Annotated in this window: 13 protein-coding genes and 1 pseudogene; 9 read left to right on the top strand and 5 right to left on the bottom strand. The window is 64.0% G+C overall.

The window, feature by feature from the left end:
• Positions 1–323: 323 nt before the first annotated feature.
• The 3 genes from ASG03_RS16830 to ASG03_RS21560 all read right to left on the bottom strand — a co-directional run bounded on the left by ASG03_RS16830 (position 324) and on the right by ASG03_RS21560 (position 2256).
• Positions 324–1205 carry a 50S ribosomal protein L11 methyltransferase gene (locus ASG03_RS16830; protein WP_062694660.1) on the bottom strand — a complete coding sequence of 294 codons (882 nt, stop codon included), beginning with the start codon at positions 1203–1205 and terminating at the stop codon, positions 324–326.
• A gap of 114 nt (positions 1206–1319) precedes the next feature.
• A complete protein-coding gene (locus ASG03_RS16825) occupies positions 1320–1919 on the bottom strand; it encodes an SCO family protein (protein WP_062694658.1) in 600 nt (199 codons plus the stop codon).
• Between the two features lie 181 nt (positions 1920–2100).
• Positions 2101–2256 (bottom strand): hypothetical protein, encoded by a 156-nt coding sequence (locus tag ASG03_RS21560; protein WP_156379658.1) that lies wholly within the window; start codon positions 2254–2256, stop codon positions 2101–2103.
• A gap of 212 nt (positions 2257–2468) precedes the next feature.
• Here ASG03_RS21560 and ASG03_RS16820 point away from each other — a divergent pair, with 212 nt between their 5' ends.
• From ASG03_RS16820 to pncA, 3 genes are all read left to right on the top strand, one after another.
• On the top strand, positions 2469–4538 hold the full coding sequence (locus ASG03_RS16820) for a methyl-accepting chemotaxis protein (RefSeq protein ID WP_062694656.1): 2070 nt from the start codon (positions 2469–2471) through the stop codon (positions 4536–4538).
• Between the two features lie 2 nt (positions 4539–4540).
• A complete protein-coding gene (locus ASG03_RS16815) occupies positions 4541–5005 on the top strand; it encodes a chemotaxis protein CheW (protein WP_062474135.1) in 465 nt (154 codons plus the stop codon).
• A gap of 116 nt (positions 5006–5121) precedes the next feature.
• A complete protein-coding gene (gene pncA / locus ASG03_RS16810) occupies positions 5122–5763 on the top strand; it encodes a bifunctional nicotinamidase/pyrazinamidase (protein ID WP_062694654.1) in 642 nt (213 codons plus the stop codon).
• 45 nt (positions 5764–5808) lie between these two features.
• On the opposite strand, the gene ASG03_RS16805 is transcribed toward pncA, so the two are convergent.
• Entirely contained in the window at positions 5809–6309 is a 501-nt protein-coding gene (locus tag ASG03_RS16805; RefSeq protein WP_062694652.1) for a CreA family protein, read from the bottom strand.
• A 241-nt stretch (positions 6310–6550) separates the two neighbouring features.
• Between ASG03_RS16805 and ASG03_RS16795 the strand changes: the two genes are divergently transcribed.
• The 4 genes and pseudogenes from ASG03_RS16795 to ASG03_RS21185 form a co-directional block, all read left to right on the top strand.
• The gene (locus tag ASG03_RS16795; RefSeq protein ID WP_082475815.1) at positions 6551–7804 is read left to right on the top strand and encodes a YeeE/YedE family protein; all 1254 of its coding nucleotides are present in this window, start codon (positions 6551–6553) and stop codon (positions 7802–7804) included.
• Between the two features lie 247 nt (positions 7805–8051).
• Complete coding sequence (locus ASG03_RS16790) at positions 8052–9269, top strand: DUF2778 domain-containing protein (RefSeq protein WP_062694648.1); 1218 nt, start codon at positions 8052–8054, stop codon at positions 9267–9269.
• Between the two features lie 72 nt (positions 9270–9341).
• Positions 9342–10055 (top strand): spermidine synthase, encoded by a 714-nt coding sequence (locus ASG03_RS16785; protein ID WP_062694646.1) that lies wholly within the window; start codon positions 9342–9344, stop codon positions 10053–10055.
• A gap of 96 nt (positions 10056–10151) precedes the next feature.
• Positions 10152–10432, top strand: a pseudogene (locus tag ASG03_RS21185) (helix-turn-helix domain-containing protein); the annotation flags it as partial.
• Between the two features lie 614 nt (positions 10433–11046).
• Here the strand turns inward: ASG03_RS21185 and ASG03_RS16780 are convergent.
• Positions 11047–13620, bottom strand: a complete 2574-nt coding sequence (locus ASG03_RS16780; protein WP_062474126.1) for an ATP-dependent helicase — start codon at positions 13618–13620, stop codon at positions 11047–11049.
• 232 nt (positions 13621–13852) lie between these two features.
• Between ASG03_RS16780 and ASG03_RS16775 the strand changes: the two genes are divergently transcribed.
• Both ASG03_RS16775 and ASG03_RS16770 read left to right on the top strand, forming a co-directional pair.
• Positions 13853–15079 (top strand): efflux RND transporter periplasmic adaptor subunit, encoded by a 1227-nt coding sequence (locus ASG03_RS16775; protein WP_062694644.1) that lies wholly within the window; start codon positions 13853–13855, stop codon positions 15077–15079.
• Positions 15076–18231, top strand: coding sequence for an efflux RND transporter permease subunit (locus ASG03_RS16770; protein ID WP_062694642.1), 3156 nt, complete (start codon positions 15076–15078; stop codon positions 18229–18231). The genes ASG03_RS16775 and ASG03_RS16770 overlap by 4 nt, the downstream gene beginning before the upstream one ends.
• Positions 18232–18247: the final 16 nt, after the last annotated feature.

Genomic DNA, 18247 nt, shown 5'->3' with positions numbered 1-18247 from the left:
CACCTATTCGCCCCGGCCCCTAGCGGATCGTGCCGAAAGCGGTAAAAGCATCTCCAACGGACGGGCTGCGAACACCCCGTTGCCGCAGATGCCGAAAGGCAATCTTCTGAGTGATCCGTTCGATCGTTTGCCTTCTCCTCCTCCCTCCGGGCGGCGTTTAGGGATCACGCAGAGTCCGCTTGAGCATTCCTCCTCCCTTGGCTCGCGGACATGGCCGGCTTGCCGGCCACGGGCGGTGCTCCGGCATCGCCTTGGATTGAAAAAGACCGTCCGACGCTGCCTGCGTCGGACGGTCTTTTTGTTTCGCCTGATCGATGCCGCCGTCAGGGACGGCTGTCGAGATGGATGGTGACCCAGCCGTTGCGCCAGAGCGTACGGACGTGACGCAGCTTCTGGGCATTGTAGGCGGAGAGGACCTTCCAGCGCTGCTCGGCGAGGATGCCCGAGAGAATGACGGAGCCGCCCGGCAGCAGGTGGCGCACAAGCTCCGGCGCCATGCGCATCAGCGGACGGGCGAGGATGTTCGCGATGATCAGGTCGAAAGGCCCGTATTCGGCAAAGGCCGGCGACTGAAAACCGGTGGCCGTGACGGCGGAAATGCCGCTGGCGATGCCGTTGCGGCGCATGTTCTCGCGGGCGACGCGGGTTGCAATCGGATCGATGTCGGTGGCGAGGACAGGGACGGCCTTGATCTTGCGCAGGCCGATCGCAAGCACGCCGCTGCCCGTTCCCAGATCCAGCGCATTGGTGACCGTGCGCGACCGAACGACGCTTTCGATCATTTCGAGGCAGCCGGCCGTCGTGCCGTGATGACCCGTCCCGAAGGCTTCCCCGGCGTCGATCTCGATTGCAATCTGCCCCGCGCGCACCTTGTCCCGATCGTGCGAGCCGTGGACCAGGAAGCGCCCTGCGGCCACGGGGCTGAGGCCCTCAAGCGATTTGGCGATCCAGTCGATATCGGGAATTTCTTCGCGCAGGATTTCGGTGCCCGGTTTCCAGCCCTCCACGATATCGGCAAACCGCGCGCGAATCTCGTCCTCCTCTGCGAAATCGAGATAGACGGACGCCTCCCAGATGTCGCGCTTCTCGTCGATCTCCATCGTGGCGATGGCATAGCCGTCGTCCTCGAAAGCGTCGGTCATGCGGGCGAGAAGGCTGTTGGCACCTTTTTCGGTGGTGGTGAGATAGAGGCGCAAGTCAGCCACGGGTCGTCCTTCCGGTCTCAAAAGCTTCGGATGAGCGCTTTACCACGACGGCAGGGGTTTGCACGGCCAAAATGGCATGCGTTTTTCCAATCGAACGCATCACCCGCGCTCGGATCAGCCCTTGGCCAGATTTTCCAGCTTCTGGACGGCCGTATCCGTGTTCTCGCCATAGGCGATGGTGCCGCGGAAGCGACCGTCGGCATCCAGCAGGAAGACGGAGGCCGAATGGTCCATCGTGTAGTCGCCGTCCGGCTTCGCCGCATCGAGCGGGACCTTCTTTGCATAGATCCGAAAGCCCTTGACCATCTCCATGACCTTGTCCGGCGGCCCGGAAATGCCCGTGACGCGGCGGCTGACATTGGACACGTACTGGCCAAGGATGTCCGGCGTATCGCGTTCCGGATCGACGGTCACGAAGAAGGCGTTAAGCCGGGTGCTGTCGGGATCGACCTTCTCGAGCCAGCCGTTCATTTCAAACAGCGTCGTCGGGCAGACCTCCGGGCAATGGGTGAAGCCGAAAAACAGGACCGAGGGCCTGCCGGTCAGGGCTTTCTCCGTGATCGGCTGGCCGTCTTGCGCCACCAGCGTGAAGGGAACGCCGAAGGGACCGCCGGCTGCAGCCTCCTTCGTCTCCGTCATCTGGTAGGTGAGGAAGCCGAGCGCGGATGCCGTAACCAGAACAGCGGCCCAAAGCACGATTCGAAGAAGTCTCATGTCAGGCGCGTCCCGCGTTCATGCTGTGCCGTTGAAGTCCGGACGACGGTTTAGAGCCAAGCAACCCTCCACGCAAACCGATTTCGGTCGCGCGGCGGGTCGGGACGATCACGTCCCCGGCACCCGACGGTGCTCGGTATCTCAGGCGCGACCGAACGCCGCGCATCCATCACATCATCCGTCAGAAACAGAGCGAAAGGCTGCTCGATGCCAGCCCGAGGAGCATTTCGGGGCCATAGCGCCACCAGCCGATCATTCCTGCCCAGCCCAACAGCAGCAGGCCTGCGCCGATGAGCGCGACCCGGGTCGTGTTGGTGGTGACGAGGCGTTTGTCCATGGCCTCCTATAGCGCGTTTCCGGCCGCGGGAGAAGCGGGGAGGGGCCGACATCATCTTTACCAGATCTTTAATGCATCGCTGTTATGCTCTTCGTCCGTGCAGGTATTCCGCGCGTCGACATGAGGTCGGCCGCTCCCGCCAAAGACATCTGTGACCGCTGCTTCTTCCCCTGTGCGCGACACGATCCCGCGCCATTCCGGACGCTTCAAACATGCATCACGAGACCCGTCAAAGATCCCTTACCGTTAGTCAGAGGCTCGCCACGCTGGGCGTGGCGTCGTTCGTCGGAATCAGCGCGATGCTGGCGACTGGCTGGTATGAGCACCGTCAGGTCGAACGGGTTCTGGACGAAGCGACCGTTGCCAAGCACGTGGAGAACAAGGCCATCGACCTGCGGGCGACAAGCCTCGACCTGGTGCTGGCGGCGATGGATACGATCGTCGACAAGGCCGACAAGGTGATCGCGCCGGACCGCATGAAGGAGATCGACGAGAGCGTCTCCGGCCTGACGAGCGCCAGCGGCGATATCGCCAGTCTTGCGGCGGCGGTCGGCAAGCCGGACCTGGGCGCCGGTGTGCCCGAGATGATCGTGCTGTTGACGCAGTCGGTCCAGACAGAACTCAAGGGTCTCGTCGTGTCCGGCGCGGATCAAGCTGCGTTCGATGCCATCGACGACAAGATCGACGCCGCAGGCGCACAGCTGACGGAACGCCTGAGCCGTCTCGCCGATGCCAGCATGGCGATGACGCAGGCCCGCATCGAGGAAGCGAGCGCGATTTCGAGCGAGGCCTTCTTCTGGCAGTTCATCTGTGGCCTTCTCTCCATGGGCCTGGTTCTCGGGCTTCTGACCGTGCAGGGCAATATCCTGCGCCGCGGGATTCTCGGCGTGCGCGACAGCATGCAGCGCATTCACGGCGGCGATTACGCCACGCCGGTCGGAGCGGTGGAGCGTGGCGACGAAATCGGCGACATGGCGCGCTGCGTCGATCGCTTCCGCACGGATGCCATCGACAAGCAGCGACTGGAGCGGGATGCTGCCGACAGCCGCAGCCACAACGAAACGGAGCGCCGGCAGCGCGAGACATCGAGCGCCGATGACGCGCGCCAGGTGCAGATCGCGGTCACGGCGCTCGGTCAGGCCCTGAACAAGCTTGCCGACGGCCAGCTGACCGTCGCCATCGATACACCCTTCCGGGCCGACCTCGAAACCCTCCGCCTCGACTTCAACCAGGCCGTCGAAAAACTGCGCACGGTGCTGTCCGGCATGCGCGACAACAGCGCTTCCATCACGGCCAACGGACGCCAGATGCGGTCGGCCGCCGACGATCTTGCCAAGCGGACCGAACAGCAGGCGGCCTCCCTCGAGGAAACCTCCGCTGCGCTCGACCAGATCACGGTCACGGTGCGCACGGCGACCGAGAAGGCGGAAGAGGCCAGCCAGATGGTCAGCCGCACCCACGCCAATGCCGAAGAGTCCGGCCGTATCGTTAGCGAGGCCGTGGCCGCCATGGCGCGCATCGAGGACGCATCGGCCGAGATCGGCAAGATCATCAACGTCATCGACGAAATCGCGTTCCAGACCAACCTTCTTGCGCTGAATGCCGGCGTCGAGGCTGCCCGTGCCGGCGAGGCTGGCAAGGGCTTTGCCGTCGTCGCCCAGGAGGTGCGCGAGCTTGCGCAGCGGGCCGCGGGCGCCGCCAAGGACATCAAGGGCCTTGTCAGCCGGTCCTCGGCCGAAGTCGGGACGGGCGTGCGGCTGGTCCAGGAAACAGGCGAAGCGCTCGGTCGCATCGGAACCGATGTCGACCAGATCAACGAGCATATGCGCACCATCGTCGTCGCCGCACGCGAACAGTCCACGGGTCTCACCGAGATCAACATCGCGATCGGCCAGCTTGACCAGATGACGCAGCAGAACGCAGCAATGGTCGAGCAGACGAACGCGGCAAGCCATACGCTGGCGCAGGATGCGGAGAGCCTCTCGACGCTGATCGGCCAGTTCGCCATCGGCGGTGCGGCGGCGTCCTACGCGACGGCTTCCACACCCTCGCAGGCATCCCGCACGATGTCCTCCGCCCCGGCAAGCCACCGTCCAGCTACACCTGCAAAAACAACGTCTGCCGCCCCGCGGCCGGTTGCCGCCCGTCCGGCGACCGTGCGACCCGCGGCTGCCAACTCCCGTCCTGCTCCGTCGCCCGCCAAGGCGCTCATGGGCAAGCTTTCCGGCGCCTTCGCAGCACCGGCGGCCTCCAATTCCAAAGATCAATGGGAAGAATTCTGATCATGAACACCACATCCAAACAGTCGGGAAGCTCGATGGAGATCGTATCCTTCCATCTCGGCAACCAGGAATTCTGCATCGACATCATGGCCATCCGTGAAATCCGCGGCTGGGCTCCCGTGACGCCGATGCCGCACACGCCGCCCTACGTCCTCGGACTGATTAACCTGCGCGGCGCGGTCATTCCCGTCATCGACATGGCGTGCCGCCTCGGCATGAACATGACGGAGCCGTCGGAGCGCTCTGCCATCATCGTCACCGATATCGCCGGCAAGCTGGTCGGACTGCTCGTCGAACAGGTTTCCGACATGATGACGATCCGCAGCGAGGACCTGCAGTCGGCACCGGAAATCATTCCCGAAGAACAGCGTGCCTTCTGCCGTGGCATCGTGGCGCTGGAAAAGACCATGGTCTGCTTCCTCAATCTCGACACCGTCATCGCGGACGAGCTCGCGCAGGCGGCCTGATCGACGGCCCGCGGGCGTCACCACATCTGCAGCGTCGCCGCGCAGGGCTAGCCCTGCGCGGTCCTGCGGTTTAAGCTCTGCTTGCCAGAACCCAAGCCGCGGGAGAGACGCAGCCGATGAAATGCCTTCTGCTGATCGATATCCAGAACGGTTTCTGTCCCGGCGGAAACCTTGCCGTTCCCGACGGGGATGCGGTCGTGCCTGTCGCCAATCGGCTGATGGCGGAGGGTGGCTACGATCTCGTCGTCGCGTCGCAGGACTGGCATCCCGCCGATCACGGCAGCTTTGCTTCGCAACATGAAGGTGCGGTTCCCTTCACGATGGGAACGCTGAAGGGGCAGCCGCAGATGCTCTGGCCGGACCATTGCGTCCAGGGAACGCAGGACGCGGCACTTCGTCCGGACCTCGATCTCACGCGGATCGACATGATCCAGCAGAAAGGCCTCGACCGCACGGTCGACAGCTATTCGGCGTTTCGGGACAATGATCGAACGGCCGTGACGGGCCTGTCCAACTGGCTCTCGGCCCGCGGCGTGACCCGCCTCGATCTCTGCGGACTGGCGACGGACTATTGCGTAAAGTTTTCGGCCCTCGATGCCCGGACCATGCTGCCGGCGGTGCAGATCCGGTTCATCGAGGATGCCAGCCGCGGGATCGACCCGGCGGGTGTCCGCCGGGCCATCGATGAAATGACGGCATCCGGAATCGTCGTCGTGACGTCGGACAGGGTTGTCGGCGAGACGCGAGCCGCGACATAACTCCGGCCTCACCGATGACGCCCTGCGTCCGGTATGCAGCGCGCCTTATTGTGGAGCGCCCTTCTTCCACGTCACCTGCTGGTTGAACAGCGGCACGGTCGAGATCGACATCTTTGCAGAGCCCTCGACGACCTGGCGGGAATGCGCGAGGTAGATCAGCGTGTTGTTCTTCCTGTCATAGACGCGCGTGACCTGCAGCGACTTCCAGATCAGGGAGAGGCCGGAGCGGAAGACCTCCTCACCACCCTTCGACAGGTCGATATCATCGATAACGATGGGCCCGGTCTGGCGACAGGCAATCGAATTGTTGGACGGATCTTCAAACCAGTTGCCCTTGCGCAGGCGATCGATGACGCCGCGGTCAAAATAGGTGACATGGCAGGTTATGCCCTCGACCTTCGGGTCCGTGACGGCATCCACGACGATATCGTTGCCGGTCCAGTCCACACCGACATCGCCGACGACTTCGGCCATGGAAGGAGACGTAAGACCGACAAGGCCAACAAAGGCAGCAGCGGCAGCAAGGCGGATCGTGGGCAAAGGCATCGGCAGGTCTCCGGATCAGGTTCACAGCCGAGATAAGCGTGCACCGCCGCAATACAAGCCATCCATGATGAAATGTCGGCCGTAGCGGCGCTCCCTATCGATCACCGGACCGGATATCCCGGCCCGGTCTGAGCGGGCATCGCCGTGGAACAACTTTCCGACCTGGAGCTCCGGGATAGAACAGGTTTCCTCGAAGGACGGTACCCCCGCCTCTATATCCCGGGTATTAGGAGACTTGCCCATGTCCGTTCTGTCGCCATCCGATCTTTCACCGTCGAGGCCGTCGCCTGCGGGCGCGCCGCAAAGCGACGCGCCGTTTCTCGGGGCGCCGGGCCTCGTCGCGATCGCTGTCCTTCTTCTCGGAACCCTTCTTCTCGGTCTTGCCTACGGGCCGGTGCAGGGTGCGCTTTTCCTGGTGGGCGGCGCGCTTGGGATATCCCTTTATCACGCGGCCTTCGGATTCACGTCGGCCTGGCGCGTTTTCATCGCGGAGGGTCGTGGGCGCGGCCTTCGGGTCCAGATGATCCTGCTTGCACTCGCCGTCATCCTGTTTTTCCCGGCGCTGGCCGACGGAACGCTGTTCGGGCATCCGGTCAAGGGCTCGGTCTCGCCAGCAGGTCTCGGCGTTCTCGCCGGCGCTTTCATGTTCGGCATCGGAATGCAACTTGGCGGCGGCTGTGCCTCCGGCACGCTCTTCACGGCGGGCGGCGGCAATGCACGCATGTTGGTGACGTTGCTCTTCTTCGTGATCGGCTCGGTTCTGGCCACCGTGCATTTCGACTGGTGGACGAGCCTGCCCGCGCTTCCGCCGCTCTCGCTCGTCCAGACATTCGGCGCATGGGGCGGCATCGCGGTCTCGCTGGCCATCTTCGCCGCGATCGCAGGCCTGACCGTGATGGTCGAGCGGCGGCGCAACGGTGCGCTGGAGCAGGCGCCGCCATCGCCGCGCAGCGGGATGGGGCGTTTCCTGCGGGGCCCGTGGCCGCTGGTCTGGGGCGCCGTTGCGCTGGCGCTCCTCAACTTTGCCACGCTGGCGCTCGCCGGCCGGCCCTGGGGCATCACCTCTGCGTTTGCGCTCTGGGGTGCCAAGGGCGCGCAGGCCATCGGTCTTGATCCCTCTGCCTGGGCCTACTGGCAGACGCCGGCCAATGCCAAGGCGCTCGCCGAAAGCGTCTTTGCGGACGTAACCTCGATCATGGATTTCGGGCTGATCGCTGGTGCCATGCTGGCCGCGTCGCTGGCAGGGCGATTCGCGCCGAGCCTCGATATTCCCCTGAGGTCCATCCTGGCCGCTGTCGTCGGTGGTTTGCTGCTCGGCTATGGGGCGCGGATTGCCTATGGCTGCAACATCGGAGCGTATTTTTCCGGCATCGCGTCCGGCAGCCTGCATGGCTATCTCTGGGCCGTCGCTGCCTTTGCCGGCAATGTTCTGGGCGTGCGCCTGCGCCCCTGGTTCTTCCTGGAACGCCGGGCTCCGGCGCGGATCGACGGTTAAACCCACGGCCAAAAACGCGAATCAGACGGAAGCCGCGGCCATGCCCGCGGCTTCCGCTTTTTCACAATCGTCAGAATTCGGGATGCTCGTAAAGGAAATGGTTACCATGTTTCGCCATTCTTTCGCCTAGCGGCAGTGTTCTAGGGAGCGCGCAACATCAGCGCCAGGCGACCCAAACGGCCGGCTTCGACGACAGCGCACGGCGTGCTGTCGTCGGATTGCGTAACCAATTTGGGTAAAGAGTTCCATGGCGCTAGCGATTGAGAATGTTCGACAGGTCGACACGCGTTCGCAAACGCGTCCCCCCCGCCAGCAGTCCCAGTCGCCGCACAGGCCCGGCCTTCGCACGGAGAAGCGCGCAGGCTGGCTGCCGGGGTTTGCCATCGCAGGCGTCGGCCTTGCCGGAGCCGGTTGGCTGATGGCGACCCTTCTGACCATGCACGGCGTTGCGGGCGATCTTGCCACCGGAGGGCGTCCGGCCTTCCAGACGTCGCTTGGCCTCAATGCCATCGCACGCGGCCCCGTGGGCGAGCGGACCGTGCATGTGGCAAAGTTCTCGCGCCTCGTGAAAACACCGGTCGTCGCCGTTGCGGTCGCCAAGGCCCCGCCGCCGATCGCATCCGCCAGCGCGGCGCACCGCATCGTCCTGGCGGCTCTGCCGCCGAAGCCGGCCGCGCCGGTCGCGACAGCTGCGGCGGTTCAGGTCGCGTCCCTCGATGCCCGCGCGGAGGTTTCTGTTCCCTTGCGTGAAAATGCGATGCTGGAGCCGGACAACCAGACGACCGGTTCGCTGCCAAAGCCTTTCAGTCTCGTGCTCAACGATGACGAGACGACGGATCGTCTGCCCGACCTCGGGCCGCTGCCTCTGTCCCGCCCCGGCGTCACCATCGAGGCCGACGAGGCGCCCGCGGCTGCGGAGCGTCCGCGCAAGCCATCGATGCAACTGGCCTATGCCAAGCCGAACGCGCCGATCGACCTGGAGGACGACGACGGGCCGTCGATGGCGCCGACCCGGCCGCTGTTCGGCAGCCGCAAGGGTGTCGCATATTACGATATTTCGGCCGGGGTCGTGCATATGCCGAACGGGGAAAAGCTCGAGGCGCATTCCGGCATCGGCAAGCTGCGCGACAACCCCAATGCCGTGCACATTCCGATGAAGGGGCCGACGCCTCCCGGCACCTACAAGGTGACGATGCGCGAAGCCCTGTTCCACGGCGTGGAAGCCGTCCGCCTGACCCCGATCGATGGGGTCGCACCGCATGGCCGCGTCGGCCTGCTGGCGCACAGCTATCTACTGCGCAATCGCGGCGACAGCCATGGCTGCGTGGCCTTTGCCGACTATCCGCGCTTCCTCAAGGCCTTCAAGCGTGGCGAGATCACCCAGATGGTCATCGTCAAGAGCATGAAGGGCGGCTTCTCCAAGCCCGCCAAGACCCTCGCCTCGCTCTTCTCGCGCAACGGCTGATCGGGCCAGCAGGCGGTTCCCGTCCGTCGCGATCTGGGGTAGGGAGGGGCGTCTTCAACCGGACCCCTGCCGATGCTTCCCTGGATCGAGATCGATAGAGCCGACATTCCCGGCGCGACCCCTGACGCACTTTCCGGTGCCGCCGGTGGCGGCAACGTGGGCGAATTGCGGCTGAAGAGCCGCGGCGAGGAGTTCTCCATCATGCTCGGAAACAACGAGCTGATGAACAGTCGGCTCAGCGGATCCGAGGAGGCACTGGCCTCTCTCGCCTGGGCGAAGATCGGCGAGCGGCCGCGTCCGGCGGTCCTCATCGGTGGGCTCGGCATGGGATTTACCCTGCGTGCCGCGCTCGCCATCCTGCCCGAAGGGGCCGAGGTGATGGTGGCCGAACTGGTGCCGGCTGTGGTTCGATGGGCGCGGGGACCGATGGCGAGCGTGTTCAAGGGCTGTCTCGACGACCGGAGGGTCACGATTCACGAAGGCGATGTCGGGACCTGCATCGCGTCCGCGCGCGCAGCCTATGATGCGATTCTGCTCGATGTGGACAACGGCCCCGATGGGCTGACCCGCGCATCCAACGATCGTCTCTACGATCACCACGGGTTGCGGGCCGCGCATGCGGCGCTCCGTCCGGGTGGCGTGCTCGCCGTCTGGTCGTCTCGCCCGGATCCGCGTTTTACCCGCCGGCTGAAAGAGTGCGGCTTCGACGCAGACGCTGTCTCGACGCGGGCCAACGGCAAACGTGGCGGCGCCCGCCATGTCATCTGGCTGGCGGTCAAGCGCTAAGGCGCTAAAGCGCGTCCTCACTGACTGCGACTCTTAGGCTTCCCGAACGGCAATGAACGAGAATCTCTGGTGCAAACTGCAAACCGGAGATGGGCCATGGGGGCAGCGATTTCATTGCGAGCAGATTTCGACGGGAAAAGTCTTCGGCGTCTGGCCCGCCAGAGCAGTATGCGGCGCAGGCGCGTCGTCTTATGGCGCTTGCCTTGATCTATGAGGGAGGCTCGCGCTCGGATGCGGCGCGGCTGGGCGATGTGACGCTGCAGATCGTGCGAGACTGGGGCTTGCGGTTTAATGGCAATGGCCCCGCCGGGCTGGTTGATGGAAAGGCTCCCGGACCTCGGTCACGGTTGAACGATGCTCAACGGGCTGCACTGGCAAAGGCATCGAACGGGGTCCGACTCAGGAACTAACGGCGGCGAAAGCGGCTTGAACCTTTTCGTCAACGACGTGAAAACGGTTAGGTTAGATAACACTGACGACTATAGATTACTTATATAAAACTAAACAAATACAAACACTTCTAGACCGATGTACGATAATAGAAGGGGAATTTATAACACTAAAGCGAAGAGAGCATGGCGTTTGAATCATTTACCCTATATTAATATATTATGATATATTAATATATGTCAGTGACCTAGCAGAGAGGGAGACATGGGTAGTTTTAGTTTATGGCATTTGCTAATAGTTCTGATTTTTGCGGTAGGCTTTGTAGCTCCATTCTGGATCATTTTTAAGCGAACTGGCCTGCCGGCAATCCTGTCGATCTTGACAGTATTACCTTTGATCAGCATCGTCTTTCTATGGATTATCGCGTTGAAGCGCTGGCCGAATGATCCAGCGGTTAATCTCGATCAGAAAAAATAAAAAGAGCCTCACCTGCGATAAAAAGCAGGTGAGGCTCTTTAGTGTAAAAAGCTTATTCATAAAATCATAAGCAGAAGAAGCATACGCACCATACAGGGATCCATCGGGACTAAAGTCTTCGCCGTCAGACCTTTTCGACGAAGCCGTCCAGCACGCGTTTCTGGCCGGCGCGATCGAAGTCGATCGTCAGCTTGTTGCCTTCGATACCGGCGACATTGCCATTGCCGAACTTGATGTGGAAGACGCGGTCGCCGATGGCGAATTTGGAGGGCGTTTCCACGGTCGAGCGGACCGTCAGTTCCCCCTCGATCGTCCGCGCCTTGGGCCCGCTTTCGCCGTAGCCGATGCGGTCGATGGCAACGCCGGAACGGTTGCCCCAGTTGTCGCGGGTCGCATCCGTCTTGTTGGCCTGGGCGCGCTTCCAGCCCGGCGTGGCATAGGTGTTCTGGAAAGGCTCCTGCTTATCGAAGCGGGACTGGCCATAGCCGCCGCGCCCGTAGCCGCCATAGGACTGCTCCATCTCCGCAACCTCGACATGATCCACCGGCAGCTCCTCGATGAAGCGCGAGGGGATGGTCGACTGCCAGAGGCCGTGGATGCGGCGGTTCGACACGAACCAGAGATGGCAGCGGCGCTTGGCGCGCGTGATGCCGACATAAGCGAGGCGGCGTTCCTCCTCGAGCCCCGATCGCCCGCCTTCGTCCAGCGAACGCTGGTGCGGGAAAAGGCCTTCCTCCCAGCCGGGAAGAAAGACCGTTTCGAATTCCAGCCCCTTGGCGGAGTGCAGCGTCATGATGTTGACGGCGTCGAGGCTCTCGTTCTGCTCGGCATCCATGACCAGCGAAACATGTTCGAGGAAGCCGCGCATGCTCTCGAAGGCCTCCATCGAGCGCACGAGTTCCTTCAGGTTTTCCAGTCGGCCGGGGGCTTCGGCCGTCTTGTCGACCTTCCACATGTCGGTATAGCCGGATTCCTCGAGAATGATTTCCGCAAGCTCCGTATGCGGCGTGTTTTCAAGCAGCCCCTGCCAGCGGCGCACCATGGTGACGACGTCGAAGAGGGACTTGCGGGCCTTGGCTTTCACCTCGTCGGTCTCGATGATATCGGCCGCGGCCGCCAGCATCGGGATATCGCGGGCGCGCGCATAGTCGTGGAGGAGGCGGATCGTGGTGTCGCCGAGGCCGCGCTTCGGCGTGTTGACGATGCGCTCGAAGGCCAGATCGTCGGCATCCTGACAGACGAGCCGGAAATAGGCCATCGCGTCGCGGATCTCCATGCGCTCGTAGAAGCGCGGACCCCCGATGACGCGATAGTTCAGCCCGAGGGTGACGAACCGGTCTTCGAACTCGCGCATCTGGAAGGACGCGCGCACAAGGATCGCCATGTCGTTCAGCATGTGCTTGTCGCGCTGGAGCTGTTCGATCTCTTCCCCGACCGCGCGGGCTTCCTCTTCGGAATCCCAGGCGGCGTGCACCTGGACCTTCCGGTCGTCGCTATCGTGCCGGTCCGTGAACAGCGTCTTGCCGAGGCGGCCTTCATTATGGGCAATGAGATGGCCGGCCGTCGCAAGGATATGGGCGGTCGAGCGGTAGTTGCGTTCCAGCTTGATCACGACGGCGCCGGGAAAATCCTTGTCGAACCGCAGAATGTTGTCCACCTCCGCGCCGCGCCAGCCGTAGATCGACTGGTCGTCGTCGCCCACGCAGCAGATGTTGACGGTGTTGTCCGCGGTGCGTGGTTCCCCTTTGGCGGGGCTCGGTCGCTGGGCCAGAAGGCGGAGCCACATGTACTGCGCCGTGTTGGTATCCTGATACTCGTCCACCAGAATATAGCGGAAGCGGCCGTGATACTCGCGCAGCAGATCGGGATGCTTGCGGAAGATCGCGATCGGGTGAAGCAGGAGGTCGCCGAAATCGCAGGCGTTCAGGGTTCGCAGACGCGCCTGGTAGGCCGCGTAGAGCTCGCGGCCCTTGCCGTTGCCGAAGGCGCGCGCATCACCCTCGGGAATGTCCGCGGGCGTCAGCCCCTTGTTCTTCCAGCCGTCGATCAGCTGCGCGAACTGCTTGGCCGGCCAGCGCTTGTCGTCGATCGATTCGGCTTGCAGGATCTGCTTGATCAGGCGGGTGACGTCGTCGGTGTCGAGGATGGTGAAATCCGAGCGGATGCCCGCGAGCTCGGCATGACGCCGGAGAAGCTTGACGCCGATGGAGTGGAACGTGCCGAGCCAAGGCATGCCCTCCACGGCGCCGCCCACGAGAACGCCGATGCGCTCCTTCATCTCGCGCGCGGCCTTGTTCGTGAAGGTAACGGCCAGGATCTGGCTCGGATAGGCCCGGCCGGTCGCCATGATGTGGGCGATGCGCGTGGTCAAGACCCGTGTCTTGCCTGTGCCCGCGCCTGCCAGAACGAGCACCGGACCGTCCAGCGTTTCCACTGCCAGGCGCTGTTCTGGGTTGAGGCCAGAGAGATAATCCGGGGCACGGTCGCGGTCGCGTGCGGCCATGGCGCGCGCGGCAAGACCCGAGGGCCCCTGCGAGGGCGCAGGGCGCCGGTCCTGATCCGCTTCGCCCGGGGTGCCGTGGCCATCCGGCGCGCCACCGGCTGCCTTTGCCGATGCGAGGCTTCCGCGATCGCCTTTCGGAGGCGTGCGTGCGGGCTCTTCGTCGAAGAAGGGGATGTCGTCGAAACCGTTGCTCATGCGGCTCAATGTAGTGATTCGGGTCTGAAAGGCCAGAATTGCGTTCTTCTTTTATTCCGGGCCCGAAGGCTGAACGATCTGCCGGGTACGGGAAATCCGTCCGCATTACAATTGCGTAATGATGGCCGTCCGGGATTGCGTGACACGCGTGCCGCCCGGTACTTTGCCGCTGGCCGTTGCATTCCGCTCGTCTGAACCATCCCTTTCGGGAATGCCCACTTCGGAGACCTGCATGCAGATCTGGAAACAGCTGATCCTCAGCCTCGTCATTCTCCTCGTCGGTCTGGGGGTATGGGTGCGGTTCGCGCCGTCGGCCGGACCCTTGCTCGTCTCGGCAGGCGTTCCCGGCGGGATGGTGGCTCTTGTCGCGCCGGCGACGACCGGGCAGGACAAGGGGCAAGGACGAAGCGGGCCGAGCGGCACGCAACGGGCCGCTGCCGGCAACCAGACGCCGCTTGTCGTGACCGAAGCTGCGGGGACGGCGCTCGTCAATGATCGGCTCAATGCCATCGGCAATGGCGAAGCGATCCTCTCCGTCTCCGTCACGCCGTTGTCGACCGGCAACCTGACCGAAGTTCTGGTGAAATCCGGCGACCGGATCGAAAAGGGGCAGGTGATTGCAAAGCTCGACAGCGACGAGCAGGTGCTCGCGGTCGCGCAGGCAAAGGTGCTCCTGGATGCCGCCCGCGACAAGGTCGAGCGCAATCGGCGCCTCGGCAATGCGGTTTCGATCGCGACACTGCGGGAGGCCGAGTTTGCCGAGCAGGCCGCGGAACTTGCGCTGAAGACGGCGGAACTGGACCTCGCGCGACGCGCCATCACGTCGCCGTCCAAGGGTGTCGTCGGCATCATCACGGTTAATCCCGGCGATTACGTCACCACCTCGACGCCGATCGCCGTCGTCGATGATCGCTCGCAGATCCTTGTCGATTTCTGGGTTCCCGAGCGGTTTGCGAACAACATGAAGGTCGGCCAGGAGGTTTCCGCCGTTGCCGTGGCCCAGGTCACGCGCCAGCTGACCGGCGCGATCCACGCGATCGACAACCGCATCGACCAGGCGAGCCGGACCCTGCGGGTGCGTGCGCGCCTCGACAATCCCGACGACAGCCTGCGTGCGGGCATGTCCTTCTCGGTCACCGTCCGCTTCCCCGGAGACAGCTATCCCACGGTCAATCCGCTGGCCGTGCAGTGGAGCGCCGATGGCTCCTATGTCTGGCGGGTCGTCGACAGCAAGGCCGAGCGCGTGCCGGTGACGATCATCCAGCGCAACTCCGACAAGGTCCTGGTGGATGCCAAGCTTGCTAAGGGCGACATGGTCGCCACCGAGGGCGTCCAGCGCCTGCGCGATGGCGGCGAGGTCAAGGTCGCCAATGTACCTGCCCGTTCGACCAAGGACGGGGACGAGCAGAAGATGTCGAGTGCGCAGCCCGCTGTGACGGCCACGGAGGTGGCGCGATGAGCGGTGCGCACAAGACGGATGCGGGGGGATCGGCGGGTTTCACCGCGCTCTTCATCCGACGGCCGATCTTTGCGCTGGTGGTCAATACGCTGATCATCGTCGCAGGCCTTGCCGCGTTGAACGGCGTGGAGATCCGCGAACTGCCGGAGGTCGACCAGCCGGTCGTCTCCGTCAATACGCGATTCGAGGGTGCTGCGCCGGAGACGGTCGACCGCGAGTTGACGTCGGTGATCGAGGGCGCCGTCTCGCGCGTGCAGGGCATCAAGGATATTTCGTCCACCTCGCAATACGCCCAGAGCCGCGTGACGCTCCAGTTCTCCGACACGACGGATATCGGACAGGCTTCCAACGATGTGCGCGATGCGCTCGGCCGTGTCACCAATGATCTGCCGGACAGTGCCGATGCACCGCAAATCGTCAAGGCGGACGCCGACAGCCAGCCGATCCTGCGGCTTGCGCTGACCTCCGACACGCTTTCGATGGAGGATCTTACCCTTTTGGCCGAGAACGAGGTGACCGACAGGCTCGCTTCGGTCGAAGGCGTGGCCGACGTCCAGTTGAACGGCGAGCAGGAGAAGATCTTCCGCATCGACGTCAACCAGGGCAAGCTCGCGGCGCGCGGACTTACGGTCGCCAATCTGCGCACGGCGCTGGCCACCGCCTCGCTCGACGTTCCCGCGGGATCGTTGACCAGCGCCAATCAAGATCTCTCCGTCCGCGCGACGGCCGACCTGCAGACGCCGGAGCAGTTCGAGAAGGTCATCCTCGGGCCGAATGTGCGCCTCGGCGACGTCGCCACCGTGACCATGGGCCCCGACGTCGGCACGTCCTCCCTGCGCTCCGGCGGCAAACAGGGCATCGGCCTCGGCATCATCCGCCAGGCGCAATCGAACACGCTGGACATCTCGAACGGCGTCAAGACGACGGTCGCGGAGATCGGCAAGATCCTTCCGCCGGGAACCGAGCTCACCATTACCAGCGACGACGCCGTCTTCATCCAGGGCGCCATCCACGAGGTGGAGATCGCGCTGGTGGCTTCCGTCATCATCGTGACGGTGGTCATCTACCTGTTCCTCCTCGACTGGCGGGCGACCCTGATCCCGGTTCTGACCATGCCGATCGCGCTGATCGGCACCTGTGCCGCCATCTACATGGCCGGGTTCTCGATCAACATCCTGACGCTGCTGGCCATCGTGCTGGCGACCGGCCTGGTGGTCGACGATGCCATCGTCGTGCTCGAAAACATCGTGCGACGGCGAAGCGAAGGGATGGGGCCACGGGCCGCCGCCGTGCTCGGCACGCTCGAGGTGTTCTTCGCGGTCATCGCAACCACCGCGACCCTGGCTGCCGTGTTCATTCCGTTGTCCTTCCTGCCCGGGCAGACCGGTGGGCTCTTCCGCGAATTCGGTTTTGTCCTCGCCTTCGCCATCCTTCTGTCGGCCTTCGTGGCGCTCACCTTCTGCCCCATGCTGGCGTCGCGCATGCTCACGGCGCAGCATGATGGGCATGGTCACAGCGGCGTCCTCGGACGGGTCGGCGGCGTCTTTGCCCGTGGCTATCGGCGTTCCCTCACGGCCTGTCTCAATTCACCGCTCGTCGTCTTCCTCGCCGCCGCCATGCTCGTCGTGGCTGGCGGCGTCGCCTTCACCACGCTTCCGTCCGAGCTGACGCCGACGGAGGACCGGGCGCGTATTCTTCTGCGCATGCAGGCGCCGCAGGGCGTTTCGCTGGATTACACCCAGGCGCAGATGCGCCGCGTGGAAGATGCGCTGCAACCGATGGTCAAGGCAGGCGAAATCGCCAATGTCTATTCCATCTCGGGGCAGGGCGGTGCCGTCAACTCCGGCTTCATGGTCCTGTCGCTGTCCCCCTGGGGCGACCGCGAGCGGACGCAGCAGCAGATCTCGCGCGAGATCTCGCGCCTGTCGGCCGAGATTCCGTCGATCCGCGTCTTCCCGGTCCAGCCCAACAGCCTGGGGATCCGCGGTGCCGGCAACGGGCTGCAGCTCGCTTTGGTGGGCAATGATTACAAGGCGCTCGGCGATGCCGCCGCCAAGCTCGTCCGGCAGATGGAGGACAGCGGCCGGTTTGAAAACGTGCGCCTGAACTACGAGGCGAACCAGGCGCAGCTGTCCGTCACCATCGACCGGGAACGCGCCTCGGATCTCGGCATTGACATCAACGGCCTGTCGGCGGCTCTGCAGGCGATGCTCGACGGCAACAGCGTCATCGACGTCTATGTCGAGGGCGAGGCCTATCCGGTAAAGCTGCTGTCGACCACCAATCCCGTCAACGATCCGACGGACCTGCAAAACCTCTACCTGAAGACCGGGGACGGAAAGATCGTGCCGATGTCGTCGATCGCGACCGTCAAGGAACAGGCCGTCGCGCCACAGCTGTCGCGCGAATCGCAGCTTCGTGCCGTGTCGCTCTCCGCCGGCCTTGCGCCCGGGACCGGGCTTGGCGAAGCGCTTGCCTATGCCGAGCAGGTTGCCAAACCGCTCCTGCCCGCAGGGTCCCGCGTGGTGCCGCTGGCGGAAGCTGCCACGCTTAACGAGAATTCCGGCGCCCTGTTTGTCACCTTCGGCTTTGCGATCGTCATCATCTTCCTTGTGCTGGCCGCGCAGTTTGAAAGCCTGGTTAGCGGCCTCGTGATCATGTCGACGGTGCCGCTCGGCCTTGCCTGCGCCGTGTTCGCGATGATTCTCACGGGCAACACGCTGAACATCTACAGCCAGATCGGCCTTGTGCTCCTGGTCGGCATCATGGCGAAGAACGGCATCCTGATCGTCGAGTTCGCCAACCAGCTGCGCGACCGCGGGCAGGGCCTGCGCGAGGCGATCGAGAATGCCGCCAATATCCGGCTTCGTCCGGTGATGATGACGATGATCGCGACCATCGTCGGTGCCGTACCGCTCGTGCTTGCCAGTGGTGCGGGGGCGGAGGCCCGTGTCGCGCTTGGCTGGGTTCTCGTCGGCGGCCTCGGTCTTGCCACCGTCGTCACGCTGTACCTGACCCCTGTCGCCTACCTGGCCATCGCACGCTTCTCCAAGCCGCAGGTGGACGAGGAACGGCGCTTGCAGCGGGAGCTCGCCGCAGCCTACGGCGTCCACGAGGTGGAGCAAGAGGAACGGCTGCGCGCGGCGGAATAGTCGGCCGCGCACCGCA

It is taken from the genome of Rhizobium sp. Leaf341, from assembly GCF_001424325.1.
GTDB lineage: Bacteria > Pseudomonadota > Alphaproteobacteria > Rhizobiales > Rhizobiaceae > Ferranicluibacter.
Note: the sequence above shows the minus strand (reverse complement) of the source record. Positions and strands in the feature narration are given on the sequence as shown.

What these genes read in the sequence shown, in the direction of transcription:
- ASG03_RS16825 (WP_062694658.1), bottom strand. Translation starts at nt 1,919, where the DNA reads ATGAGACTTCTTCGAATCGTGCTTTGGGCCGCTGTTCTGGTTACGGCA.
- ASG03_RS21560 (WP_156379658.1), bottom strand. Translation starts at nt 2,256, where the DNA reads ATGGACAAACGCCTCGTCACCACCAACACGACCCGGGTCGCGCTCATC.
- ASG03_RS16820 (WP_062694656.1), top strand. Translation starts at nt 2,469, where the DNA reads ATGCATCACGAGACCCGTCAAAGATCCCTTACCGTTAGTCAGAGGCTC.
- ASG03_RS16815 (WP_062474135.1), top strand. Translation starts at nt 4,541, where the DNA reads ATGAACACCACATCCAAACAGTCGGGAAGCTCGATGGAGATCGTATCC.
- pncA (WP_062694654.1), top strand. Translation starts at nt 5,122, where the DNA reads ATGAAATGCCTTCTGCTGATCGATATCCAGAACGGTTTCTGTCCCGGC.
- ASG03_RS16805 (WP_062694652.1), bottom strand. Translation starts at nt 6,309, where the DNA reads ATGCCTTTGCCCACGATCCGCCTTGCTGCCGCTGCTGCCTTTGTTGGC.
- ASG03_RS16795 (WP_082475815.1), top strand. Translation starts at nt 6,551, where the DNA reads ATGTCCGTTCTGTCGCCATCCGATCTTTCACCGTCGAGGCCGTCGCCT.
- ASG03_RS16790 (WP_062694648.1), top strand. Translation starts at nt 8,052, where the DNA reads ATGGCGCTAGCGATTGAGAATGTTCGACAGGTCGACACGCGTTCGCAA.
- ASG03_RS16785 (WP_062694646.1), top strand. Translation starts at nt 9,342, where the DNA reads ATGCTTCCCTGGATCGAGATCGATAGAGCCGACATTCCCGGCGCGACC.
- ASG03_RS16780 (WP_062474126.1), bottom strand. Translation starts at nt 13,620, where the DNA reads ATGAGCAACGGTTTCGACGACATCCCCTTCTTCGACGAAGAGCCCGCA.
- ASG03_RS16775 (WP_062694644.1), top strand. Translation starts at nt 13,853, where the DNA reads ATGCAGATCTGGAAACAGCTGATCCTCAGCCTCGTCATTCTCCTCGTC.
- ASG03_RS16770 (WP_062694642.1), top strand. Translation starts at nt 15,076, where the DNA reads ATGAGCGGTGCGCACAAGACGGATGCGGGGGGATCGGCGGGTTTCACC.